General features: G+C 72.9%; 19 protein-coding genes. 4 read left to right on the top strand and 15 right to left on the bottom strand.

The annotated features are described in order from the left end of the window. Nucleotides 1–17: 17 nt before the first annotated feature. Nucleotides 18–512: an NUDIX domain-containing protein gene (locus ACFC09_RS28350; protein WP_376533163.1), complete on the top strand. Its 495-nt coding sequence runs from the start codon at nt 18–20 to the stop codon at nt 510–512. A gap of 47 nt (nt 513–559) precedes the next feature. On the opposite strand, the gene ACFC09_RS28345 is transcribed toward ACFC09_RS28350, so the two are convergent. The 3 genes from ACFC09_RS28345 to ACFC09_RS28335 are packed head-to-tail and all read right to left on the bottom strand — an operon-like array spanning nt 560 to nt 3,385. After that, nucleotides 560–1,780 carry a cytochrome P450 gene (locus ACFC09_RS28345; RefSeq protein ID WP_376533162.1) on the bottom strand — a complete coding sequence of 407 codons (1,221 nt, stop codon included), beginning with the start codon at nt 1,778–1,780 and terminating at the stop codon, nt 560–562. Between the two features lie 32 nt (nt 1,781–1,812). Continuing rightward, nucleotides 1,813–3,186 carry an NAD(P)/FAD-dependent oxidoreductase gene (locus ACFC09_RS28340; protein WP_376533161.1) on the bottom strand — a complete coding sequence of 458 codons (1,374 nt, stop codon included), beginning with the start codon at nt 3,184–3,186 and terminating at the stop codon, nt 1,813–1,815. Further along, nucleotides 3,176–3,385, bottom strand: a complete 210-nt coding sequence (locus tag ACFC09_RS28335; protein WP_376533160.1) for a ferredoxin — start codon at nt 3,383–3,385, stop codon at nt 3,176–3,178. The genes ACFC09_RS28340 and ACFC09_RS28335 overlap by 11 nt, the downstream gene beginning before the upstream one ends. Nucleotides 3,386–3,561: 176 nt before the next feature. On the opposite strand from ACFC09_RS28335, the gene ACFC09_RS28330 reads away from it, so the two are divergent. Then, nucleotides 3,562–4,296 carry an NAD-dependent deacetylase gene (locus tag ACFC09_RS28330; protein WP_376533159.1) on the top strand — a complete coding sequence of 245 codons (735 nt, stop codon included), beginning with the start codon at nt 3,562–3,564 and terminating at the stop codon, nt 4,294–4,296. 99 nt (nt 4,297–4,395) lie between these two features. On the opposite strand, the gene ACFC09_RS28325 is transcribed toward ACFC09_RS28330, so the two are convergent. The 4 genes from ACFC09_RS28325 to ACFC09_RS28310 form a co-directional block, all read right to left on the bottom strand. Beyond that, nucleotides 4,396–4,878, bottom strand: a complete 483-nt coding sequence (locus ACFC09_RS28325; protein WP_376533158.1) for a methylated-DNA--[protein]-cysteine S-methyltransferase — start codon at nt 4,876–4,878, stop codon at nt 4,396–4,398. A gap of 9 nt (nt 4,879–4,887) precedes the next feature. After that, complete coding sequence (locus ACFC09_RS28320; protein ID WP_376533206.1) at nt 4,888–6,357, bottom strand: AlkA N-terminal domain-containing protein; 1,470 nt, start codon at nt 6,355–6,357, stop codon at nt 4,888–4,890. A 242-nt stretch (nt 6,358–6,599) separates the two neighbouring features. Then, the gene (locus tag ACFC09_RS28315) at nt 6,600–7,202 is read right to left on the bottom strand and encodes a GPP34 family phosphoprotein (RefSeq protein WP_376533157.1); all 603 of its coding nucleotides are present in this window, start codon (nt 7,200–7,202) and stop codon (nt 6,600–6,602) included. Between the two features lie 390 nt (nt 7,203–7,592). Next, entirely contained in the window at nt 7,593–8,147 is a 555-nt protein-coding gene (locus tag ACFC09_RS28310) for a TetR family transcriptional regulator (protein WP_376533156.1), read from the bottom strand. A gap of 101 nt (nt 8,148–8,248) precedes the next feature. Here ACFC09_RS28310 and ACFC09_RS28305 point away from each other — a divergent pair, with 101 nt between their 5' ends. Next, entirely contained in the window at nt 8,249–9,682 is a 1,434-nt protein-coding gene (locus ACFC09_RS28305; RefSeq protein WP_376533155.1) for an aldehyde dehydrogenase, read from the top strand. Nucleotides 9,683–10,043: 361 nt separating this feature from the next. Here the strand turns inward: ACFC09_RS28305 and kdpA are convergent, their stop codons facing one another. The 8 genes from kdpA to ACFC09_RS28265 all read right to left on the bottom strand — a co-directional run bounded on the left by kdpA (nt 10,044) and on the right by ACFC09_RS28265 (nt 21,453). Further along, nucleotides 10,044–11,693, bottom strand: coding sequence for a potassium-transporting ATPase subunit KdpA (gene kdpA, locus ACFC09_RS28300; RefSeq protein WP_376533154.1), 1,650 nt, complete (start codon nt 11,691–11,693; stop codon nt 10,044–10,046). 5 nt (nt 11,694–11,698) lie between these two features. Next, on the bottom strand, nt 11,699–12,592 hold the full coding sequence (locus ACFC09_RS28295) for a potassium-transporting ATPase subunit C (protein ID WP_376533153.1): 894 nt from the start codon (nt 12,590–12,592) through the stop codon (nt 11,699–11,701). A gap of 10 nt (nt 12,593–12,602) precedes the next feature. After that, the gene (gene kdpB, locus ACFC09_RS28290) at nt 12,603–14,819 is read right to left on the bottom strand and encodes a potassium-transporting ATPase subunit KdpB (protein ID WP_376533152.1); all 2,217 of its coding nucleotides are present in this window, start codon (nt 14,817–14,819) and stop codon (nt 12,603–12,605) included. 693 nt (nt 14,820–15,512) lie between these two features. After that, complete coding sequence (locus ACFC09_RS28285; protein ID WP_376533151.1) at nt 15,513–16,022, bottom strand: O-acetyl-ADP-ribose deacetylase; 510 nt, start codon at nt 16,020–16,022, stop codon at nt 15,513–15,515. Next, nucleotides 16,019–17,428, bottom strand: a complete 1,410-nt coding sequence (locus ACFC09_RS28280) for a phytoene desaturase family protein (protein ID WP_376533150.1) — start codon at nt 17,426–17,428, stop codon at nt 16,019–16,021. Before ACFC09_RS28280 ends, ACFC09_RS28285 begins: the two co-directional genes overlap by 4 nt. A gap of 196 nt (nt 17,429–17,624) precedes the next feature. Continuing rightward, nucleotides 17,625–18,545 carry an inositol monophosphatase family protein gene (locus ACFC09_RS28275; RefSeq protein WP_376533149.1) on the bottom strand — a complete coding sequence of 307 codons (921 nt, stop codon included), beginning with the start codon at nt 18,543–18,545 and terminating at the stop codon, nt 17,625–17,627. 86 nt (nt 18,546–18,631) lie between these two features. Continuing rightward, on the bottom strand, nt 18,632–20,443 hold the full coding sequence (locus tag ACFC09_RS28270; protein WP_376533148.1) for a gamma-glutamyltransferase family protein: 1,812 nt from the start codon (nt 20,441–20,443) through the stop codon (nt 18,632–18,634). Nucleotides 20,444–20,673: 230 nt separating this feature from the next. Then, complete coding sequence (locus tag ACFC09_RS28265; RefSeq protein WP_376533147.1) at nt 20,674–21,453, bottom strand: hypothetical protein; 780 nt, start codon at nt 21,451–21,453, stop codon at nt 20,674–20,676. 348 nt (nt 21,454–21,801) lie between these two features. Between ACFC09_RS28265 and ACFC09_RS28260 the strand changes: the two genes are divergently transcribed. Next, nucleotides 21,802–22,359, top strand: a complete 558-nt coding sequence (locus tag ACFC09_RS28260; protein ID WP_376533146.1) for a cysteine hydrolase family protein — start codon at nt 21,802–21,804, stop codon at nt 22,357–22,359. The last annotated feature ends 173 nt before the right edge of the window (nt 22,360–22,532 follow it).

Genomic DNA, 22,532 nt, shown 5'->3' with positions numbered 1-22,532 from the left:
GTGGTTACGCTTCGGAGATGGCCACCACACAAGACTTCGCCACGTACATCGCGAGCCTCCCCCGGGTCCTCGCCGGGGCCGCCGCCCTGTTCCGGGACGCCGAGGGCCGCGTGCTGCTCGTCGAACCCAACTACCGTCCGGGCTGGGCGCTTCCGGGCGGCACCATCGAGTCCGACGACGGTGAGACGCCCCGCCAGGGCGCCCGCCGGGAGACGGCCGAGGAGATCGGCCTCGACGTCGAGCCGGGCCGGCTGCTGGCCGTGGACTGGGTGCACGGCGAGGGACGGCCGCCGCTGGTGGCCTACCTCTACGACGGCGGCGTCCTGTCCGCGGACGACCTCGGCTCGATCCGGCTCCAGGAGGAGGAACTGCTGTCCTGGCGGCTGGTCCCCCGCGAGGACCTCACCGCGCACCTGCCCGGCGCCCTCGGCCACCGTGTCCTGGCCGCGCTGGACGTGCTGGCCGACGGCGCGGGCACGGCCGAGTTGGAGAACGGCCACCGGGTGGCCTGACCCGGTACGCGCGTACCGCGGCGGCGACCGGACGGGCCCCGACCGGATCAGCCCGGCCCGAAGCGCACCGGGAGGTGCCGGGGGCCGCGGAGCATGGCGTTGGTCCGGTACGGGGGCGGGTCCTGCACCAGGGACGCGGCGCCGAGACCCGGGACGAGCAGGCCGAGCGCGGTCTGGGCCTCGACGCGGGCGAGCGGCGCGCCGAAGCAGACGTGGACTCCGCTGCCGAAGCCGATGTGCTCGTTGTCCGGGCGGGTCGGGTCGAACCGGTCGGGGTCGGTGAAGCGCGCGGGGTCGTGGTTGCCGGATGCCATCGCGAGCACCACCCGGGACCCCTTGGGGAGGGTGGTGCCCGCTATGTCCACGTCGGCGAGGGGGAATCGCTCGCGCATGTGCACCGGGGGCTCGTAGCGCAGGAGTTCCTCCACCGCGCGCGGCAGCAGGCCGGGTTCGCGGCGCAGCAGGTTCAGCTGGGCGGGCTGGCGCAGCAGCGTGAGCACGCCGTTGGTGATCAGGTTGACGGTGGTCTCGTGCCCGGCGATCAGCAGCAGGACGGCGTTCGTGGCCAGTTCGTCGGGGGTCAGCCGCAGCGCCGCGTCCGGTTCGTTGACAAAGGCGGACAGCATGTCGTCGGTCGGGCGGTCCCTGCGCCGGTCGGCGAGGTTCAGCAGGTACTGGCCCATCTCCTGGCGGGCCAGTACGCCCGCCTTGTCCCGCTCGGCGGTGTCCGCCTCCTGGGAGCCGATGTCGGCGGCCGCGACGATCACGTCGGTCCACTCACGGAACATCGGCTCGTCCTCCCGCGGGACGCCGAGCAGCCGGCAGATGACCGTGACGGGCAGCGGATAGGCGAAGTCGTCGACGACGTCGACCTGCTCCCGGCCCCGGAGCGGCGCGAGCAGGTCGCCGGCGATCCGGCTGATCTCACCGCGCATGGAGTCGATCCGGTCGGGAGTGTGCGGCGGGCCGAACGGCCGCATGGTGAGCGTGCGCAGCCTGTGGTGCTCGGGGTCGTCGAGCCGCAGGAAGGGCCGCTTCGGCAGCTCGCCCGCGGGCTGTTCGGTGGACGGGATGATGCGGTTGCGGGGATCCGCGCTGATCCGCGGGTCGTGGAGCAGGGCGACGATCTCGTGGTAGGTGCCGATCAGATAACTGCCGTCCGTCTGCCGCACCACGGGGCCTGCCTCCCGCAGCTCCGCGTACAGCGGCCAGGGGTCGGGGCGGTTGGCGTAGTCGGTGATCCGCTCCAGCAGGGTGTCGGCGGTCATGACGGACTCCTCGTGGACGGGCGGGCGGTGGGTCACCGCGCGGGCGGCATCCTGACCAGTCGGCGGTCCGGCAGATGACCGGTGAGCGCGACGGTGGGGCCGTGGTAGAGGGTGCCGGGGTCCGGCACGTCGGAGGGCACGGGGACCTCGGCCGCCGGCGGCCGGTCCGACGCGCCGGGCGCGGGCGGGAAGGGCGCGGCGGTCTCGATCAGGTTCTGGTAGAACTCCAGCGACTTGGCCATGTCGACGGTGACCGCCGCGGTCACCCGCCCCCGGAAGCCGTAGACCATCGCCAGCCGGCGTGCCTCCAACGACCCCTGGGCGATGACCACTTGGTCGGAGTAGGTGGGCACGCCCACCGATTTGATGTTGAGCCCGAACTGGCTGGACCAGAACACCGGGACCGCGAGGTGCGGGCGGCGCAGGGGTTCCGGACTGACCATGTTGTGGGCCGCGACCTCGGCCTGCTCGACCGCGTTGCGCCAGTGTTCCAGGGACAGCAACTGGTAGTCGAACAGCGGGTGCGGGAAGCGGGAGACGTCGCCTGCCACGAAGACGTCGTCGGTGACGATCCCGTACATGTTGAAGGCGCGGCATCCGGCGTCGCAGGCGATCCCGCGCGTCCCGGCGGCCAGCCCGGAGTCCGCCAGCCACTCGACGTTGCGGACCGCCCCCATGGCGACGACGCACACGTCCGCGTCGACGCGGCTGCCGTCGGAGAGTTCGGCGCCGGTGAAGTGGCCGTCGCCGTCGCTGGTCAGCGCGTTCACGGTGACGCGGCAGCGCAGGTCCACGCCGTGGTTGCGCTGCATGGCGGCGGCGAGTTTCGCCAGTGTCCCGCCGAGCGCGCCGACCAGCGGAGCGGGGCCCCGTTCGGCGAGCGTGACCGCCAGGTGCCGCTCCCGGCAGGCCGAGGCGAGCTCCGAGCCGGTGAAGCCGCCGCCGATCACCAGTACCCGGCGTGGTCCGGCCTCAAGCCGCTCGGCGAGGAGTTCCGCGTCGTCGCTGGTGCGCAGGGTGAGCACACCGTCCAGGGCCGCCTCCCGGGGGTTCGGCCACGGCCGGGCCCGCGTGCCGGTGGCGATCAGCACCCGGTCGTAGGGCAGCTCCTCCCCGTCGGCCAGCAGGATCCGTTTGCGGATCATGTCGAGTCCGGTGGCACGCACGCCGAGCCGCCACTCCGCCTGCGGATCACGGCGCATCGGCAGCCCGGTGGAGTACGCCGGTACCTTGCCGAACAGCACCTGTTTGGAGAGCGGGGGACGGTCGTAGGGCGGATGGGGCTCGTCCCCGACGATGGTCAGGGAGCCGGTGAAGCCCTCGTCGCGCAGTGTCTCGGCGGCCCGCAGGCCGGCCAGGGACGCGCCGACGATGACGATCCGGCCCTCCCGGAGGTCACCGGGCACCGGGGCTCACCTCCTCGCCCAGCAGGATGGCCTGGACGGGACAGGCCGCCGCGGCCTGCCGGACGCGTTCGCGTTGTCCTTCGGGCACAGCCGGGTGGTACAGCAACGCTTCCTCGCCGTGCAGTTCGAACATCTCCGGGGCGAGGAACGCGCACTGTGCGTAGCCCTGGCAACGGGTGAGGTCCACCACGATCTGCATCGCTGGTCACTCCCTCCGGCACGCCGGCTCCTCATTCCTTTCTAGCCCTCGTGGGAGCCATGCGCGCGTTGTGCGCCGGGGGTCGATCACGCGGGCGCGCCCCGCACGGGACCGCGGGCCCCGACGGCCCGGATATCCGTTCGCCCCACCGGGAACACCCGCCCTACCCTCGGCCCATGAACAAGCCTCTCGTGGCCGTCCTCAGTGGCGCGGGCATCTCCACGGATTCCGGGATCCCCGACTACCGTGGGCCGAACGGCCTGTGGCGGCGGGATCCGGAGGCCGAGAAGCTCGTCACGTACGACCACTACATGCACGACCCGGAGATCCGGCGGCGGTCCTGGCAGCAGCGCCGCGAGAACCGCACGCTGCGCGCGCGGCCCAATGCCGCGCACCGCGCCGTGGTGGATCTGGAGCGCTCCGGGACGCCGGTACGGGTGATCACGCAGAACGTGGACGGCCTGCACCAGCTCGCCGGACTGCCGGCCCGCAAGGTGCTCGAACTGCACGGCACGGCACGCAGTGTCGTCTGTACGAAGTGCGCCGCGCGCGGGCCGATGGAGGACGCGCTCGCCCGGGTCGAGGCGGGTGAGCCGGATCCGCCGTGTCTGGAGTGCGGCGGGATCCTGAAGTCGGCGACCGTGATGTTCGGGGAGCGGCTCGATCCGGTGGTCCTCGGCGAGGCCCTGGCGATCACCAAGGCGTGCACGGTGTTCGTCGCGGTCGGCAGCAGCCTGCAAGTCCAGCCGGCGGCGGGCCTGGCCGGGGTCGCCGCCGACCACGGCGCCCGCCTGATCGTCGTCAACGCGGAGCCGACTCCCTACGACGACCGGGCGCACGAGGTGGTCCGCGAGCCGATCGGCACCTCGCTGCCCGCGCTGCTGTCCCGGCTCGCGGACTCGGCGTTCTGACGACGTGTTCCGCCGCGCCACCGCGTCCGGTGCGTGCAGTTGCTGCCGGAATCCGTGGAGCAGCACGCCGGTCGGGCCGTCGGCCGCGGCCGGACCGGCTCAGAACAGCGCCGCGCCCCGCTCGAAGTCCAGCAGGCGCTGCTTGCGCTCCAGGCCGCCGCCGTATCCGGTGAGGCTGCCGTCGGAGCCGACGACGCGGTGGCAGGGGACGACGATGGACACGGGATTGCGGCCGTTGGCGAGGCCGACCGCGCGAGAGGCAAGGGGGTTGCCCAGGGCGTCCGCGAGGTCGCCGTAGCTGCGGGTCTCCCCGTACGGGATCGCCCGGAGCTGTTCCCAGACGCTGCGCTGGAACGGGGTGCCGTGCAGCCGGAGTTCCAGGGTGAATTCCTTCAACTCGCCCGCGAAATAGGCCGCGAGCTGTTCCTTGGTCGCGCCGAGGAGCGTGTCGTCGCGGTCCCCGAAGGTCTCCTCAAGGGGGCGGTGGCGCTGTCCGGCCATGTAGAGCCCGCACAGGACGCCGTCGTCGGCGACGAGGGTGAGGGGGCCGTAGGGGCTGTCGATCACGGTGTGCTGTTTCACGGTAGATCCTTACACCGGCAGGAAGTTGATCGGGTGACTGTCGGTCGCCCACAGGTACTGGACCGCGTACGCCCGCCAGGGCCGCCAGGCCGCGGCGCGCGCGGTGAGCGCGGACGGGGTGGCGGGCAGGCCCAGTTCCTGGGCGGCACGCCGGATCCCGAGGTCCGTGGCGAGGAAGGCGTCGGGGTCGCCGAGGGCGCGCATGGCGATGACGTCGACCGTCCAGGGTCCGAAGCCGGGCAGGGCGAGGAGCCGTGCCCGGGTCTCGGACCAGTCGCTCTCCACACCCAGGTGGAGTGTGCCGTCGGTGAGCCGGCCGACGAGCGTGGTGAAGGTGGCCCGCCGGGTACGGGGCATCGCCAGTGACTCCGGGTCGACCTCGGCCAGCGCCTCGGGCGCGGGGAAGATATGGGTGAGGCCGCCGTCGGGGTCGTCGACGGGCTCGCCGTACGCGGTGACCAGGCGGGCGGCGTGGGTGCGGGCGGCGGCCGTGGACACCTGCTGGCCGAGGACGGCGCGGATCGCGAACTCGGCCTCGTCGACGGTGCGCGGCACGCGCCTGCCGGGTGCCTTGTCGACCAGCGGCGCGAGGAGCGGGTCGGTGCGCAGCTGGTCGTCGACCGCGACCGGGTCGGCGTCCAGGTCGAGCAGCCGGCGGCAGCGGCTGATGGCGACGGTCAGGTCCCGCAGGTCGCTGAGGACGAGGCGGCAGCCGATGTGGTCGGGTTTCGGGGTGAGCGCCACGATGCCGTGCCCGTACGGCAGCCGCAGCGTGCGTCGGTAGGCGCCGTCCCGCCACTCCTCCACGCCCGGTACGGCGGTCGCCGCGAGGTGGCCGAAGAGGTTGTCGGGGTTGAGCGGGGCGCGGAACGGCAGGCGCAGGGACAGTGCTCCCGGGGTGCTCGCGGTCCGGCCGCGCGGGGTGCGGGCGCGCAGCTCGCTCGGGGCGAGCGCGAACACCTCGCGGACGGTGTCGTTGAAGGTGCGGATGGAGGAGAACCCGGCCGCGAAGGCGATCTCCGCCATGGGCAGCCCGGTCGTCTCGACGAGGAGCCGGGCGGTCTGGGCGCGCTGCGCGCGGGCGAGCGCGAGGGGGCCCGCGCCCAGTTCGGTGAGGAGCTGGCGTTCGACCTGCCGGGTGCTGTAGCCGAGGCGGGCGGCGAGTCCGGGCACGCCGTCGCGGTCCACCACGCCGTCGGCGATCAGCCGCATGGCGCGGGCCACCAGGTCGGCGCGCTGGTTCCACTCCGGGGAGCCGGGGCTGGTGTCGGGCCGGCAGCGTTTGCAGGCCCGGAAACCGGCCTGCTGGCAGGCGGCGGCGCTGGGGTAGAACGTCATGTTCTCGGCCTTGGGCGGTACGACCGGACAGCTGGGCCGGCAGTAGATGCGGGTGGTCAGAACGGCCGTGAAGAACCAGCCGTCGAACCGCGCGTCCTTGGACCGCACGGCCCGTACGCAGCGCTCCCGGTCGAAGTGCATGCCTTTCTGCATGCCTCCAGCATCGGCCAACGGCCGGGCCGGAGCTGGCGAGAATGCGACATCGACGTGCCCTGTCCAGGTCCGCGCCGGATCACCCGGACCACTTCGCATCGCTTCGGGTCACTTCGCATCGCTTCGGGTCACTTCGCATCACCTCGGGTCACCTCGGGTCACCTCGGGTGGCTCCTACGGCGTCCGCCGCCCGCCGGGGCCGTCCCTGCGCGCGCCGTCCCCGGCACCGGTCAGGGCGCACGCCAGATGTTGTCGAAGGCGGCGTCCTCGATGCTGCGCCGCTGCCGGACCGCTTCCAGTTCCATCACCGCGCCGTTCACGGCGGCCAGGACGGTGACGACCGCCTCGGGGAGTCCCGCGGTGCCCCCGGCCGGTTCGTCCCGCAGTCCCAGGGCGGCCCCCAGCTCGGCCAGGACCGGCTCGCCGGAGGTCCAGCGCTCGGCCGCGCGACCGCGTTCCGCCGGGTCGCCGAGCCGGGTCCGGTCGGTGCGCAGGCCGATCCGGCGCCCGCGTCGGCGGCCGTCGTCGCCCGTCGTCTCCAGCACGTCCACGTAGGCGGCGGCCAGGGCACGGCCCCGGCGCCACAGCCAGTCCTCCGCGGACTCGTACGGCCGCTCGCGGACGAGTGCCGCCACGGACTCGTCCAGCAGCCGGTCGCCCATGCCCAGCGGTGGTCCCGGCACGATCCGGTCGCCGTCCAGGGCGACGGCCTCGGCCCGCAGGAGGTCGATCAGTTCGGCTCCCGCGAGGGCCAGCGAGAGGTCGCCCTGCCCGACGGAGCGGTCGGCAGGGGTGTCCAGGGCGACGATCAAGAGGTCCCGCGGTGTGGTCATGTCGACTCCTTGTCAGGTGCTTGGGCGGCACTGCGGCGCCCGGACGGCGGGGTGCCGCGGCGGCCCGGCCGGTCGGCCGGACGGGGACCGCCGGCGGGGCGGTCGGTCGTACCGGCACGACGTCCCGCACCACCACCATGCCGCACCACCACCATGTGGTGCGGGAGGCCGACGCGCAGCACGGCGGCGCCCGCGGCCGCCCCGATGACCACGACGGCGGCCGGGACGAGCGTCTGGCGACAGCGTCGCGCAGCGGACGGGCGGCCGGGGTTCGACGGACACGAGGACGCACACGAAGACGCACACGAAGACGGGCACGAAGACGCACACCAAGGCGGACACGAGGGCAGACGCAAGCACGAACACGAGCAGAGCGCTCGGCGCCCCCGGTCAGGTGCCCAGGACGGCCTCGGCGGTGGCGACGACGGTGGCGCGGCGGCGTTCGCGGTCGATGTCGGAGCCCACCACCGGGATGAGCGGGGTGTTGCTCAGCGAGAGCAGGATCATCAGGTCGCACAGCTCCTGGGCGGGCAGCGCGGCGGAGACGGTGCCGTCCCGCTGCGCCTTGGCCACCTGCTCGACCTTGTCCTTCTGCGCTTCGTGCACGACCTGGGGGAGCGCGTGCTCGGGGCGCTCCAGTTGCCGCCAGGCGGAGAGGCGGACCACTTGGGGGCGCGCCTCGTAGTAGTCGTACAGGCGTCCGACGTAGCCGGGCAGGTCGGCCGCGTCGATCGGCACGGCGTCGACGATCTCGGTGACCAGACGGCTGTACACGATGTCGAACAGGTCGACCTTGCTGCCGAAGTACCGGTAGAGCAGGGCGTTGTTGACGCCCGCGTTCTTGGTGATGCGGTCGACCCGGGCGCCGGCGATGCCGTACTCGGCGAACTCCTCGGTGGCGGCTTCCAGGATCTTGCGCCGGGTCTCGTCCGCGTTGCGTGCCATACCCCCACTTTAAGTAAGTAGGAACCCACTTGCAAAGCCGCCCCGACGGGTCTACCGTCCCATGTAGGTAATCACTTACATTCTTCCGATGGGTGGACACCATGATCGATTACGCGAACCTGTACATCGGCGGCCACTGGGTCGCCCCCACCCTCGACGAGCGGATCGAGGTCCGCTCGCCGCACGACCACTCGCTGGTCGGCCGCGCCGCGCAGGCGGCCCCCGCCGACGTCGACGCCGCGGTCGCGGCCGCCCGCCATGCCTTCGACGAAGGCACCTGGCCGAACCTGCCGCCCGAGCGGCGCCGCGCGCTGGTGGCCCGCTTCAACGAACTGCACGCCTCCCGGGCCGCCGAGATCGCCACCCTGATCACCGCGGAGAACGGCTCCCCGGCCTGGTTCACCCAGAGCCTGCAACCCGCGCTCGCCGAGCAGACCGCGGCCTACCTGCGCGCCGCCGACAGCTTCGGGTGGGAGGAGGAGATCAGCAGCCCGTCCGGGGCCAGGGCGCTGCTGCGGCGCGAGCCGGTCGGCGTGGTCGCCGCCGTGATCCCGTGGAACGCACCGCACCAGTCGGCGCTGGTCAAGTTGATCCCCGCGCTGCTGGCCGGGTGCACGGTGGTGTTGAAGGCAGCGCCCGAAACGCCGCTGAACGCGCTCCTGCTGGGCGAGCTGTTCACCGAGGCCGGCTTCCCCGACGGGGTCGTCAGCATCCTGCCCGCCGGCCGGGAGACCAGTGAGTACCTGGTCGCCCACCCCGACGTCGACAAGGTCGCCTTCACCGGTTCCACCCGGGCCGGGCGCCGCATCGCCTCGCTCGCCGGTGAACAGCTCAAGCGGGTCAGCCTCGAACTGGGCGGCAAGTCCGCCTCGATCGTCCTGGAGGACGCCGACCTCGACGCCGTGGCCCAGGCCGCCCCGCAGCTGGCGTTCGCCAACAACGGGGAGTCCTGCGTGGCCCACACCCGGCTGCTGGTGCCGCGCAGCCGCTACGAGGAATTCGTCTCCGCGGTCGCGGCGGTGGCCGCGAAGACCACCGTCGGGGACCCCGCCGACCCTGCGAACTTCGTCGGCCCGCTGGTCACGGCCGTCCAGAAGGAGCGGGTGCTGTCGTACATCCGGTCCGGCCTGGACGACGGCGCCCGGCTGGTCGTCGGCGGCCCGGACACCCCGGACGGCCTGGAGCAGGGCAACTACGTCCGGCCCACCGTCTTCGCCGACGTCGACAACTCCATGCGCATCGCCCAGGAGGAGATCTTCGGCCCGGTCCTCGTGATCATCCCGTTCGAGGACGAGGACGACGCCGTCCGGATCGCCAACGACTCCGCCTACGGGCTCAGCGGCGGCGTCTGGACCACCGACATCGAGCGCGGCCTCGCCGTCGCCCGCCGTATCCGTACCGGAACGTTCCTGGTCAACGGCGCCCCGAACGGCTTCGACGCCCCCTTCGGCGGCTACAAGTCCAGCGGCATCGGCCGCGAATTCGGCAGCGTGGGCCTGACGCAGTACGTCGAGCACAAGTCGATCGCGCTGTAGCGCGGACCGGTGGCCGACCGCGCCGTTCCCGACCGCTGGTTCGCGACCGCTGGTTCGCGACCGCTGGTTCGCGACCGCTGGTTCGCGACCGCTGGTTCGCGACCGCTGGTTCGCGGTCCCCTGGCCGCCTCCCCTCCGGACCTGGCCGGACGGGAGGCGGCCGGACGACCGCCCGACCCACCGTGACAGGAGCGGACTCTCGCCGACTGCGGCGACGGGACACGGCGGCGTGGCGCCGAGCCGCGTCCCGTCCCGTCCTGTCCTGTCCTGTCCTGTCCTGTCCCGTCCTGTTCTCAGCTCCCGCGGACCAGCCGTGCCGTGGCCGACCTGCGGCGCTGGTACTCGTGCGGGGCCGGCGTGCTCAGAGCAGCCCCTCCGCCAGCGGGCCGAGGGAGAGGACCGGCAGGAAGTTGAGCAGCGCCAGGATGAGGGCGGCTCCGGTGGCCAGCGCGACGAAGTTGACGCCGCGGGCCTGGAGGGTGCCCGCGGTGACCACGCCCGGCTGCTGGCGGGCCAGCCGTCCGGCGAGGGCGAGCAGGAACACCATCGGCACGTAGCGGCCGATCAGCATCGCCGCCGTCATCAGCAGGTTGTGGAAGTCGGTGGCGCCGTTGAAGCCCGCCATGGCGCTGCCGTTGCTGTTGACGTTGGAGGTGTAGGCGTAGACGAGTTCCGTCAGGCCGTGCGGTCCCGGGTTGCCCATGGAGGTCCGGCCGTCGCCGAGCCCCACCGCGAGGGCGGTGCAGCCCAGGATGGCGGTCGGGGCGACCAGCGCGTACAGGACGACGTAGCGCATCTCCGGGAACCCGATGCGCTTGCGCAGGTACTCGGGGGTGCGGCCGACCATCAGACCGCCGATGAAGACCGCGATCAGCACCGCCATGATCAAGCCGTACAGTCCGCTGCCGGCGCCGCCGGGGGCGATCTCGCCGAGCATCATCGCCGACAGCAGCACCCCGCCGCCCAGGCTGGAGAAACTGTCGTACGACGCGTTCGCCGCGCCGTCCGCCGAGCCGGTCGCCGCGATGCCGAACAGGGTCGAGCCGGGGACGCCGACCCGGGTCTCGGTGCCCTCGTACGGGCCGCCGACCGCCGCCGTCACCGTGCCGTTGTGCGCGCTCTGCGCGAGGGTGCCGGCCGCGAGCAGCAGGCCGAAGAGGATGCCGACGACCGCCAGCAGGGTCCAGCTCTGCCGCAGGGAGCCGATCAGCCGGCCGTAGGTGCGGATGAACGCGGTGGGGATCAGCAGCATCAGCACGATCTCGATCGCGTTGGTGAGGGCGGTCGGGTTCTCGAAGGGGTGCGCGCTGCTGGCGTTGAAGATGCCGCCGCCGTCGCCGGACATCAGCTTGAGGGGTTCCCAGGAGCCGACCGGGCCGCCGAGCAGGGTCTGCTGCCCGCCCGCGATCGTCGTGACGGTGTGCGGGCCGTCGAGGTTCTGCGGGACGCCCAGGGCGATCAGGACGATGCCGCAGACGACCGACAGGGGCAGGATGATCCGGAAGATCGTGCGGACGAGGTCGACCCAGAAGTTGCCGAGCCGGTCGGTGTCGCGCCGCACGAGGCCCCGGACGAGGGCGAGCGCGGCGCAGATGCCGACGGCCGCCGAGGCGAACGCCTGGACGCCGAGGCCCGCCATCACCGCGAGATGGCCGGTGGTGGACTCGCCGGCGTAGTTCTGCCAACTGGTGTTGGTGGTGAAGCTGACCGCCGTGTGCAGCGCGAGCCGCCACGGCATGCCCTCGTGGCCGGTGGACCAGGGCAGCCTGCCCTGGAGGGTGAACAGCGCGAACAGCGCGGCGATGCTCACCAGGCTGAAGGCGAGGAGCGCGAACAGGTAGTGCCGCCAGTCCTGTTCGCCGTCCGGGTCGATGCCGCAGACCTTGAACAGGGCGCGCTCGGCACGGTGGTGCGGGCCGCCGTCGAGGGCTCTCGCCATGTGGTCGCCGAGCGGCACGTGGAGTGCGACGACGACCGCGAGGATCAGGGTGGCCTGGAGCCAGCCGTACATGGTGGTCAGGCCCCCTTGGCCGGGACGGGACGGATGTGGTCGAGGGCCGCGTTCAGCTCGACGACGTTGACGGCGGGTGCGCCGAGGACGCCGAGGCCGCGCCCGCTGGTGCAGCGGTCGACGAGCTTGCGTACGGCCGCCTCGGTCATGCCGCGTTCGCGGGCGACGCGGGGTGTCTGGAGTGCCGCGTAGGCGGGGCTGATCTGCGGGTCGAGGCCGCTGGCGCTCGCGGTGACCGCGTCGGCCGGGACCTTCGGGTGCGCGGGCGCGTCGCCGCGGACGGGGGTGACGACCGCCTTGCTGTAGTCGGCCCCGGGCGTGGCGCACTCGACCGTGATCCCCTCGTACGTGCTGCGGAAGGGTTTTTCGGGGCACGCCTGGTCGAGGCTGACCACGCGGGTGGCCTTCCCGGTCGTGCCGCCGTCGCGGAACACGCCGAGGACCGCGCCGACTCCGTCGGCCGTGCAGTACGGGCGGGAACCGTCGACGTACTCCAGTTCGCCCACCGCCTTGCTGCGGGCGCAGACCTGGGTGAGCAGGCTCTGCTTCCCGGAATCGGGCCGCCCCTCGACCGGCAGGACGTCGACGGTCGACTCCGGGCCGAGGTTCCCGGCCGCCGAGGCCGAGGCGTCGTAGCCGGTGCCGGCGTCGGAGGGGCGGGGCTGGAAGTAGTACGGGATCGGGGCGCCCTTCCTGTCGAGGAAGGACTGCCCGATCAGTGCGCTGCCGCCGGCGGTCAGCCGGGAGCCGTGAGCGTGCTCGCGCAGGCCGGGGACCTGGGCCAGCGCGGTCATTCCCAGCGGGTAGAGCAGGCCGAGGACCACCGTGAGCACGACGACCACCCGGATCGCGGCCACGTGGTGGCCCACCCAGGAGGGCATTCTGGACAGAAGGTTCATGGGCGGGTCCTCATATCCCAGGGATGAACTGGACGACGGCGGCATCGATGAGCTTGATCGCGAGGAAGGGCAGGACCAGTCCGCCGAGGCCGTAGATCCACAGGTTGCGGGTGAGCAGGGCGTCGGCGCTGCTGGGCCGGTAGCGCACACCCCGCAGGGCCAGGGGGATCAGCACGACGATGATCACCGCGTTGAAGATGACCGCGGACAGGATCGCCGAGGTCGGCGAATGCAGCCGCATGATGTTGATCGCGTCGAGCGCCGGGTAGACCCCGCCGAACATGGCCGGCAGGATCGCGAAGTACTTGGCGATGTCGTTGGCGACGGAGAAGGCGGTCAACGCGCCGCGGGTGATGAGGAGTTGCTTGCCGATCTCGACGATGTCGATGATCTTCGTGGGGTCGGAGTCGAGGTCGACCATGTTGCCGGCCTCCTTGGCGGCCGACGTACCCGTGTTCATGGCCACGCCGACGTCCGCCTGGGCGAGCGCCGGGGCGTCGTTGGTGCCGTCGCCGGTCATGGCGACCAGGTGGCCGCCCGCCTGTTCCTTCTTGATCAGGGCGAGCTTGTCCTCCGGGGTGGCCTCGGCGAGGTAGTCGTCGACGCCCGCCTCGTTCGCGATGGCCCGAGCGGTGACCGGATTGTCGCCGGTGACCATGACCGTGCGGATGCCCATCCGGCGCAGTTCGGCGAAGCGCTCCCGCAGTCCCGGTTTGACGACGTCCTTGAGGTGGACGAGGCCGAGCAGCCGGGCCGGGCCCTCCTTGGGGCACTCGGCGACCGCGAGCGGGGTGCCGCCGGAGGCCGATATCCGCTCGACGGCGGCGTCCAGGGCCGCGGGGACCGTGCCGCCGTTGTCGCGGACCCAGTCCGCCACCGCGGCGGCCGCGCCCTTGCGCAGCCGGCGGCCTCCCCCGGTCCCCGGCCGGCCGGGCAGATCCACCCCGGACATCCGGGTGGTGGCGGAGAACGGCACCCACTCGGCGTCCTCGGGCACCTCTTCGGCCGCGTTGAACTCCTCGCCCACGTATCCGACGATGGAGCGTCCTTCGGGAGTCTCGTCCGCGAGGCTCGACAGCAGCGCGGCGTCCGCGAGCCGCCGGCCCGTCACCGAATCGAGCGGCAGCAGACCGCTCGCCCGCCGGTTGCCGTGGGTGATCGTGCCCGTCTTGTCGAGCAGCAGCGTGTTGACGTCGCCGGCCGCCTCGACCGCGCGCCCGGACGTGGCGAGCACGTTGCGCTGCACCAGCCGGTCCATGCCCGCGATGCCGATCGCGGAGAGCAGTCCGCCGATGGTCGTCGGGATCAGGCAGACGAGCAGGGAGACGAGCACGATCCCGGTGACGCCGTCGGCGGTGAGCGCCTCGGTGTCGTGCGCGGCCGCCATGAAGTCCTTGGAGAAGATCGCCATCGGCTGGAGCGTGAGGACCGCCACCAGGAAGACGAACGTCATCATCACCAGGAGCAGGTTCAGGGCGAGTTCGTTGGGCGTCTTCTGCCGGCCCGCGCCCTCCACCAGGGAGATCATCCGGTCCAGGAAGGAGTCGCCGGGTTCCTGCGCGATGCGTACGACGATCCGGTCCGACAGGACGCGGGTGCCTCCGGTGACGGCCGAGCGGTCGCCGCCCGACTCGCGGATCACCGGCGCCGACTCTCCGGTGATCGCCGACTCGTCGATGCTGGCGACACCCTCGACGACGTCGCCGTCGCCGGGCACCGTCTGCCCGGCCTCGACCACGACGAGGTCACCGCGGTGCAACTCCCCCGCGCCGACCGTCTCTTCGGCGTAGGCGTCCGCCGCCGCGCCCGGCCGCCATCCGGTGAGCCGCCGGGCGACGGTCTCGCGGCGCATGCCCCGCAGGCTGTCGGCCTGGGCCCGTCCGCGGCTCTCGGCGACGGCTTCCGCGAGGTTCGCGAAGACGACGGTGAGCCACAGCCACATGGTGATCAGCCAGCCGAACACGGACGGGTGGGTGAGGGCGATACCGGTGGTCAGGGCCGCGCCGATCTCGGTGACGAACATGACCGGGTTGCGGGCCAGGGGCACCGGGTTGAGCTTGCGCAGCGCGGCGGGCAGGGCGCGCCACAACTGCTTCGGGTCGAGCAGCCCGGCACCGATCCGCCGGGGACCCGGGTCGGGTGGTCCCACCGCGCCCTCGGGGTCCTCGGGGTCCTCGGGGTCCTGGGGGTCCTGGGGGTCCTCTCGCACTGCTGTGGGCGCGGTCATCGCAAGCGCTCCAGCGTGATCGGGGCCGGCACCGGGCCGGCCGGCAGGCCGATCGGGGCGACCAGCCCGACGTTGTTCTCGGCCGTCACAGAGTCCTCACATATCGCATACAAGGGATGTTTGGTGCACCTCCGGGCGAGGGCCGGGCCGTCGCTCGCCCGGAGGCGGATCGAGGGGGCGGCGCGGGAGTGACACGGGGGGCGTGGCCCACGTCGCGGTGGTGGATGTCGTCATCCCGGGGTCGAGTGGCTTGACGGCCCCGGACGCGAGGAGGCGGAGCGGGGCTCGGCGCCGACGCTATGCCCGCCCGTCCGCTCCGCCGGCGGCCCATGACGCAACGCTGACGGGCTTCGAGCGGACACTGACGTGACGCTTACACCAGGGGCGAGCCACGGCCGAGGGCGCCGCGCACGCGGTCCGGCCGCGCGACCCGGCCGTCGAGATCGTCTACGGCGCCTACTGCGACCTGCGGCCTACGTCCCCGACGAGCGGGTCGACCCGGCCCCGACCCCGGACCCGGACCCGGACCCAGCTACGGCTACGGCTACGGCTACGGCGCCCAGGAACCTCAGCGGAAAACGTGCCCGGACCCTGGTCATGAGGTGGGGTCCGAAGCCCCGGAGGCCAAGGGCTTCGGGCCGCGCGGGAGCCGACTCCCGCCGGATCCGTCCCTCGCCGCAAGCTCCGCTTCCGTCAGGGAAGTTGCGCGGCGAACGCCCCGTAGGCCCGCTCGTCGAAGAGGACGAACCTGACCTCCTCGACCTCCGTCTCCGCGGCGCGCACGGTCTCCACCGCGATGCGAGCGGCGTCCTCCATCGGCCACCGGTAGACACCGGTGGAGATGGCGGGGAAGGCGACCGTGCGCGCGCCGAGGGCGTCGGCCACCCGCAGTGACTCCCGGTAGCAGGAGGCGAGCAGCGCGGGGTCGCCGCCCGAGCCCCGGTACACCGGGCCCACCGTGTGGATGACCCAGTGGGCGTCCAGGTCGCCGGCCGTCGTGGCGACCGCCTGGCCGGTGGGCAGGCCCTTGCCGTACCGCGAGGCGCGGAGTCTGCGGCACTCGTCGAGGATGGCGGGGCCGCCGCGCCGGTGGATCGCGCCGTCGACGCCCGAGCCGCCCAGCAGCGAGGAGTTCGCCGCGTTGACGATCGCGTCGGCGGTCTGCCGGGTGATGTCCCCCTGGACCAGCGTGATGGTGGTCATGCCTGTCTCAGCCTCCGCCAGACGGCCTTCGCCGCGTTGTGCCCCGACATGCCGTGCACACCCGGGCCCGGCGGGGTGGCCGACGAGCAGATGAAGACCGCGGGGTGCGGGGTGTGGTACGGGAACAGGGACGGTTTCGGGCGCAGCAGGATCTGGAGACCGGAGACCGCGCCGCAGGAGATGTCACCGCCGACGTAGTTGGCGTTGCGGGTGGCCAGTTCGGGCGGGCCCGCGGTGGCACGGGCCAGGACGCGGTCGCGGAAGCCGGGGGCGAACCGCTCCAGTTGGCGCTCGACGGCGTCGGTGAGATCACCGGTCCAGCCGCTGGGCACATGTCCGTAGGCCCAGAAGACCTGGCGGCCGGCCGGTGCCCGGGTCGGGTCGGCGACGCTGGGCTGCACGGTGATCAGGAACGGCTTGTCGGGGGCCCGGCCCTCGCGGGACACGGCGCGCAGGGCGGTGCCGATCTCCGCGCTGGTCGCACCGACCTGCACGGTTCCGGCCGAGCGGGCTTCGGGCGCGGTCCACGGCACCGGGCCGTCCAGGGCGTAGTCGATCTTGAAGACACCCGGGCCGTACCGGTAGCCCGCGTAGTGGCTGCCGAAGCCGGCGATCCGGGCCAGGGCGGTCGGCGAGGTGTCGAAGACGTACGCGCGGGCGGGCGGCAGGTCGTCCAGGCGCTTGACCTCGTAGTCGGTGTGCACGCTGCCGCCGAGGTCCTTGAGGTAGCCGGCGAGGGCGTCGGAGATCGACTGGGATCCGCCGCGGGCCACGGGCCAGCCCCGGGCGTGTGCGGCGAGCGCGAAGACCAGGCCGACGGCGCTGGTCGCGAAGCCGCCCAGCGGGGCCATGACATGGGCGACGAGCCCGGCGAACAGGGTCCGGGCCCGTTCGTCGCGGAATCGGCTCGTCAGCCAGGTGGAGGGCGGCAGGCCGACCAGACCGAAGCGGGCGAGGGTGACCGGGTCACGCGGAAGCGCGGTGAGGGGCAGGGACATGAAATCCCGGGCCAGGGTGTCCCACTTGGGCAGGAACGGCGCGACCAGTCTGCGGTACGCCCCCGCGTCGCGCGGCCCGAACGAGGCGGCCGTCTCGGCGACCGACCGGGCCAGCACAGCGGCCGTGCCGTCCGGGAACGGGTGTGCCATGGGCAGGTCGGGATGCAGCCACTCCAGGCCGTACCGCTCCAGGGGGAGGGCGCGGAAGGCCGGTGAATTGATTCCCAGGGGATGCGCCGACGAGCAGGGGTCGTGGCGGAAGCCGGGCAGGGTGAGTTCTTCGGTGCGGGCCCCGCCGCCCACCGTGTCACGGGCCTCGAACACGGCCACGGAGAAGCCGCGGCGGGCCAGTTCCACGGCGGCCGTCAATCCGTTCGGCCCCGCTCCCACTACGACCGTATCGAGCATCGACGGCACCTTCGGACCCCTTCGTCAGCCGATGGCCACTCGGAGTCAGCATATGCCGGGGCACTGACAATCCCGACGGTGCGGTGGAAGTACCGGGCACCGGGCGGTCCCGGGAACGGTCAGGACCGCCCCGTTGTCCGGGCCCCGCCCCGGCGTCCGGCGGTGTCCGTGCCCCGCTCCTCCCCCGGCGGCCGGGTCAGTCGCCGCTGCCGCGCAGCAGTTCCCGTACCCGGTGGGCGGTGGCGGCGTCCCGTGCCGCGGTGAACGGCAGGGCGTTGCCGCCGGTGATGCGGAACGGCTCGCCGGTGAGCGTGCGGTGGGTGCCGCCCGCCTCCTCGACCAGCAGCAGGCCCGCCGCATGATCCCAGGCGGCTTCCCAGGAGAACGCGGTGGCGTCCAACTCGCCCTGGGCCACGGCCAGATACTCCAGCCCCGCCGAGCCGCAGGCGCGCGGCGCGACGCCGTCCGCCCGGAGTCCGAGCAGCGCGTGTTTCTCCTCGTCGGTCGTGTAGTCCGGGTGGGAGGTGGCGACGCGCAGGTCCCGGCCGGGCGCGGGCGCGCCCGCGACGAGCCGCTCTCCGTCGAGGAAGGCGCCCCCGCCCCGTACGGCGGTGGCGAGCCGGTCGACGGCCGGTGCGTAGGTCCACGAGGCGAGCAGGACGCCCCGGTGGGCGAGCGCGACGAGCGTGCAGAAGCCGGGGTCGCCGTGGACGAACTGGCGGGTGCCGTCGACCGGGTCGACGATCCACACCGGCGCGTCGCCGCGTATCGCCTCGTAGGTCGCGGGGTCGGCGTGGACCGCCTCCTCGCCCACGACGACGGAACCGGGCAGCAGGGCGGCGAGGACTCGGGTGAGGTACCGCTCCGCGAGGCGGTCGGCGTCCGTCACCAGGTCGTGCGGCCCGCTCTTCTGCGCGACCTCGTGGTCGGCGAGCCTGCGGAAGCGGGGCAGGATCTCGGTCGCCGCGGCCTCGCGGATCGCGTCCTGAACCGCTGCCGAGCGGCTGGGGAGGAATTCCGTCAGCAGGGCTTCGGCGAGGCCGTCCCCGCCGGCCGCTGAGCGCTGTCCGAGGTCTTCGTCCAGGGGGCACCCCCAGGTCCTGGTGTCTTCGATCATGTCTCCATGAGAGCATGCGGCGCTGACAATCCACACCGGCCCGGTGTATCCCGGGTGGAATCGAGACGAACAGCCGGTGCCGCCGGTCAGCGGCCCACCGCGTAGCCCTGCATCCCGCGCGGGTTGGCCGCCGCCGACAGGACGCCGGTGGCGGGGTCCCGGGCCACCGCGCACAGCCGGCCCTCGGACCAGTCGGGGCCGACCGTGACGTCATGGCCCCGCCGCCGGAGTTCCGCGACCACCGCCGGGTCGGTGCGGGACTCCACGGTGACGCTGCCCGGGTTGCGGCCGCGCGGGTAGAAGGAGCTGGGGAAGCTGTCGTTGTGCCAGTTCGGTGCGTCGATCGCGCCCTGTAGGTCGAGGCCGCCGCGCACCGGGCCGCGTAGTGCGACGGCGAGGAAGAAGTGCAGCTGCCACTGGTCCTGCTGGTCCCCGCCGGGGGTGCCGAACGCCAGTACCGGGGTTCCGTCGCGCAGCGCGAGTGACGGGGTGAGGGTGGTGCGCGGGCGGCGGCCGGGGGTGAGGGTGCCCGGCAGGCCCTCCTCCAGCCAGGTCATCTGGAGCCGGGTGCCGAGCGGGAAGCCGAGTTCGGGCACGACCGGGTTGGACTGGAGCCAGCCGCCGCTCGGCGTGGCCGCGACCATGTTGCCCCAGCGGTCGACGACGTCGAGGTGGCAGGTGTCGCCGCGGGTGGCACCGTCGGCACCCGTGCCGAGCCCGCCGGGGAGCCGCGCCGTGGTCGGCTCGCCGACGCCCATCGGGTCGAACCCGGCCACCTCGCCGGCGGCCACGCGCGCGGGGCCGCACAGCCGGGGTGTGCGGCCACCGGGGCTGCCGGGCCGCAGATCGTACGAGGCGCGGTCGCCGACCAGTGTCCGCCGCCCGGCGTTGTACGCGTCGGACAGCAACTCGGTGACCGGCACGTCGGCGGCGTCGCCGTACCACGCCTCGCGGTCGGCCATGGCGAGCTTGCAGCCCTCGATCAGCAGGTGGTGGTAGTCGGCGGAGCCGTACGGGGGCAGTTCGGGCGGCAGCAGGGCCAGTTGTTGCAGGAGGGCGGGGCCCTGGCTCCAGGGGCCCGCCTTGCACACGGTCCAGCCGCGCCAGTCGTACGTCACGGGGGCCTCGTAGCTCGCGGACCAGCCGGCGAGGTCGGCGGCGGTGAGCGTGCCGGTGTGCCGTTCGCCGCTGGTGTCCAGGGTGGGCCGCCGGGCCTGCCGTACCAGTGCCTCGGCGATGAAGCCGGTCCGCCACACCTCGCGGGCGGCCTCGATCCGCGCCTCCCGGTCCCCCGCGCCCTCGGTCTCGGCGAGCAGCCGCCGCCAGGTGGCGGCGAGGGCCGGGTTGCTGAACGGCCGGCCGGGCCGGGGTGCCTCACCGCCGGGCAGGTACACCTCGGCCGACGAGGTCCACTCGGTCTCGAACAGCCGGCGTACGCTCTCGACGGTCCCGGTGAGGTTCTCCACCGGCGGGTGGCCGTGCTCGGCGTACCCGATGGCGTACTTCAGGACGTCGGCGAGGGACCTGGTGCCGTGGTCGCGCAGGAGGAGCAGCCAGGCGTCGAAGGCGCCGGGCACGGCGGCGGCGAGCGGTCCGGTGCCGGGCACCAGGTCCAGGCCGAGTCCCCGGTAGTGCGCGACCGTCGCGCCCGCGGGCGCCACCCCCTGCCCGCACAGCACCCGCACCTCGCCGCCCGCCGGCGCCAGGAGGATCGGCACCTCGCCGGCCGGGCCGTTGAGATGGGGCTCGACGACGTGCAGCACGAACGCGCCCGCGACGGCGGCGTCATAGGCGTTGCCGCCGTCCTCCAGCACGGCCATGGCGGACTGCGAGGCCAGCCAGTGCGTGGCGGACACCATGCCGAAGGTGCCCTGGAGGGTGGGGCGGGTGGTGAACATCTGGCCTCTCTTCGCATGGTTCGGAGGTACGGGTCGTCCCACGGTCCGGAGGTACGGGCGGCGAACGGGTGGTTCACCGCGTGCCGTTGCCGGTCCTGATGCAGTGCCTTCCCCTGTCCGATTCCTTCATGCGGATCTCCGATTCCCTTCGTGCGGACCGCTGCTCGCCCCAGGGTGCCGGTCCGGCACCCGCGGGGCCGCCGTGTCCTGCGGATCGGCGGCCGGGAGCGTCACCGCCGCACGTCTCTGCGGGAGACGGCCAGGTAGCCGACGAAGCAGGCGATGGCGACGGTCCAGGCCAGGGTGACCGGCCCCAGCCCCAACCCCAGTCCGCCCCGGGCGTGCCCGACCGCCATCCAGTCGGCGAGGGAGGCGCCGAGGGGGCGGGTGATGACGTAGGCGGTCCAGAAGGCGGTCACGGCGTTCATGCCGGCGACGCGGTGCGCGACCGCGGGCACGCAGATCGCGGCGGCGAAGAGCAGGACCGAGCCGGCGTAGCCGAAGCCGACGGTGGCGGTGAGGTCGCCCGCGGCGGTGCCGAGGGCGAACGTGGCGAGGACCGCCGCCCAGTAGAAGATCTCGCGGCGGCGGGTGCGGATGCCGTGGATGGACAACGTCCGCTCGACGGCGTACCAGAGGGCGAAGACGGCGGCCAGCAGGACGAGGAAGACCGGCGTGGACACCGCGTAGGGCACGCCGAGACCGACGTGCAGGACATCGGCGGCCATCGTGCCGAACACACTGACCATGACGACGGCGGTCCAGTACACCCAGGCGATGTACCGGCGGACGGCGAACTGCACGGCCAGGGAGACGGCCAGGGCGAGACCACCGAGCGCGACCGCGGGCACCGGACCGAACACCCGGGCCAGCAGGTCCGACGCGGTCTCGCCCATCCCGGTGGTGAGCACCTTGATGATCCAGAAGTAGACGGTCACTTCCGGCACCTTGTTCGCCAGGGCGCGAAGGGGAACGAAGGGGCGGTCGTCGAGGAGGTGCTCTGTGGTCATGGACCGCACGATGACACGGTGAACTCGTGGTGCCACAGAGGCGTTTGCCATTGTTTTGGACCCTCTGGTGCATGACTTTCACCGGCGCGCGGACAACCTGACAGCAACCTGAACGCCTCCTCGAAACACCTGGTCACGCTAGGTGTGCCGGTGATAGGCAGGAGATTTCGCCCGGCCGCGGTCACGGCGGCGCCCAGGGCGTGCGACCAAATTATGCAGTTAAAACTGTACAGTCGAAACTGTATGCATTAGTGTCGTGGCCACGGGTGGGAACCCGCGCCCGTCGCCCCCGGCCGTCCGGCGCGCGGCGCCCGCCGAAAGCCAAAGACACCTCCGAGAGGCACGCCCTTGTCCCGCACCGCCCTGCTGCTCATGGACCTCCAGCTCAATCACCTCGCGCACATGGCCGACGACTACCTGCCCAACGCCGTGCGCGCCCTCGGCACGGCCCGCGCCGCCGACGTCCCCGTCATCCACGTGGCTCTCCGGCTGCGCCCCGGCCACCTCGACGCCCACCCCCGCAACAAGGTCTTCGGATCCCTCCCGCACCACCTCTTCACCGCGGACGACCCCGGCACCGCCATCCACCCCGACGTAGCACCCGCGGACGGCGAGATCGTCGTCCACAAGAACCGCGTCAGCGCGTTCGCCGGCAACGACCTCCAGCAGATCCTGGCCGCCGAGGACATCACCCACCTCGTCCTGGCCGGCATCGCCACCGGCGGCATCGTCCTGTCCACCGCCTTGCAGGCAGCCGACCTCGACTACCGGGTCACCGTCCTGTCCGACGCCTGCGCCGACCCCGACCCCGCGCTCCACGAAACCCTCGTCGAGCAGGTCTTCGCCCGGCGCGGCGAGGTCGTCCGCGTAGCCGAGTGGGCACACGCTCTCGGCACCGCCGCCTGAGCGCGACACCGCGAGGGTGACGCCCGTCACCGCGAACGCGCCCCGGGGCCAGGACACCCGCACGGCTTATCGACCCGGATCCGGGCGATTCGTCCGCACCCTCCCCCGTCATCGCGCAGGTAAGAAGCGAGTTGGCACTTTCGTCCCACAGCCAGTCGTGTGACACTGGCGTC

This window comes from Streptomyces sp. NPDC056161 (assembly GCF_042268025.1).
Lineage (GTDB): Bacteria > Actinomycetota > Actinomycetes > Streptomycetales > Streptomycetaceae > Streptomyces.
The sequence above is the reverse complement of the archived record's forward strand: the minus strand, read 5'-3'. Positions and strand labels throughout refer to the sequence as shown.

Coding starts and splice junctions, on each gene's coding strand:
- ACFC09_RS28315 (WP_376533157.1), bottom strand. CDS start 7,202: ATGACCACACCGCGGGACCTCTTGATCGTCGCCCTGGACACCCCTGCC.
- ACFC09_RS28345 (WP_376533162.1), bottom strand. CDS start 1,780: ATGACCGCCGACACCCTGCTGGAGCGGATCACCGACTACGCCAACCGC.
- ACFC09_RS28320 (WP_376533206.1), bottom strand. CDS start 6,357: ATGCACTTCGACCGGGAGCGCTGCGTACGGGCCGTGCGGTCCAAGGAC.
- ACFC09_RS28295 (WP_376533153.1), bottom strand. CDS start 12,592: ATGAACCTTCTGTCCAGAATGCCCTCCTGGGTGGGCCACCACGTGGCC.
- kdpB (WP_376533152.1), bottom strand. CDS start 14,819: ATGACCGCGCCCACAGCAGTGCGAGAGGACCCCCAGGACCCCCAGGAC.
- ACFC09_RS28270 (WP_376533148.1), bottom strand. CDS start 20,443: ATGTTCACCACCCGCCCCACCCTCCAGGGCACCTTCGGCATGGTGTCC.
- ACFC09_RS28330 (WP_376533159.1), top strand. CDS start 3,562: ATGAACAAGCCTCTCGTGGCCGTCCTCAGTGGCGCGGGCATCTCCACG.
- ACFC09_RS28275 (WP_376533149.1), bottom strand. CDS start 18,545: ATGATCGAAGACACCAGGACCTGGGGGTGCCCCCTGGACGAAGACCTC.
- ACFC09_RS28280 (WP_376533150.1), bottom strand. CDS start 17,428: ATGCTCGATACGGTCGTAGTGGGAGCGGGGCCGAACGGATTGACGGCC.
- ACFC09_RS28310 (WP_376533156.1), bottom strand. CDS start 8,147: ATGGCACGCAACGCGGACGAGACCCGGCGCAAGATCCTGGAAGCCGCC.
- ACFC09_RS28335 (WP_376533160.1), bottom strand. CDS start 3,385: ATGCAGATCGTGGTGGACCTCACCCGTTGCCAGGGCTACGCACAGTGC.
- kdpA (WP_376533154.1), bottom strand. CDS start 11,693: ATGTACGGCTGGCTCCAGGCCACCCTGATCCTCGCGGTCGTCGTCGCA.
- ACFC09_RS28305 (WP_376533155.1), top strand. CDS start 8,249: ATGATCGATTACGCGAACCTGTACATCGGCGGCCACTGGGTCGCCCCC.
- ACFC09_RS28350 (WP_376533163.1), top strand. CDS start 18: ATGGCCACCACACAAGACTTCGCCACGTACATCGCGAGCCTCCCCCGG.
- ACFC09_RS28285 (WP_376533151.1), bottom strand. CDS start 16,022: ATGACCACCATCACGCTGGTCCAGGGGGACATCACCCGGCAGACCGCC.
- ACFC09_RS28265 (WP_376533147.1), bottom strand. CDS start 21,453: ATGACCACAGAGCACCTCCTCGACGACCGCCCCTTCGTTCCCCTTCGC.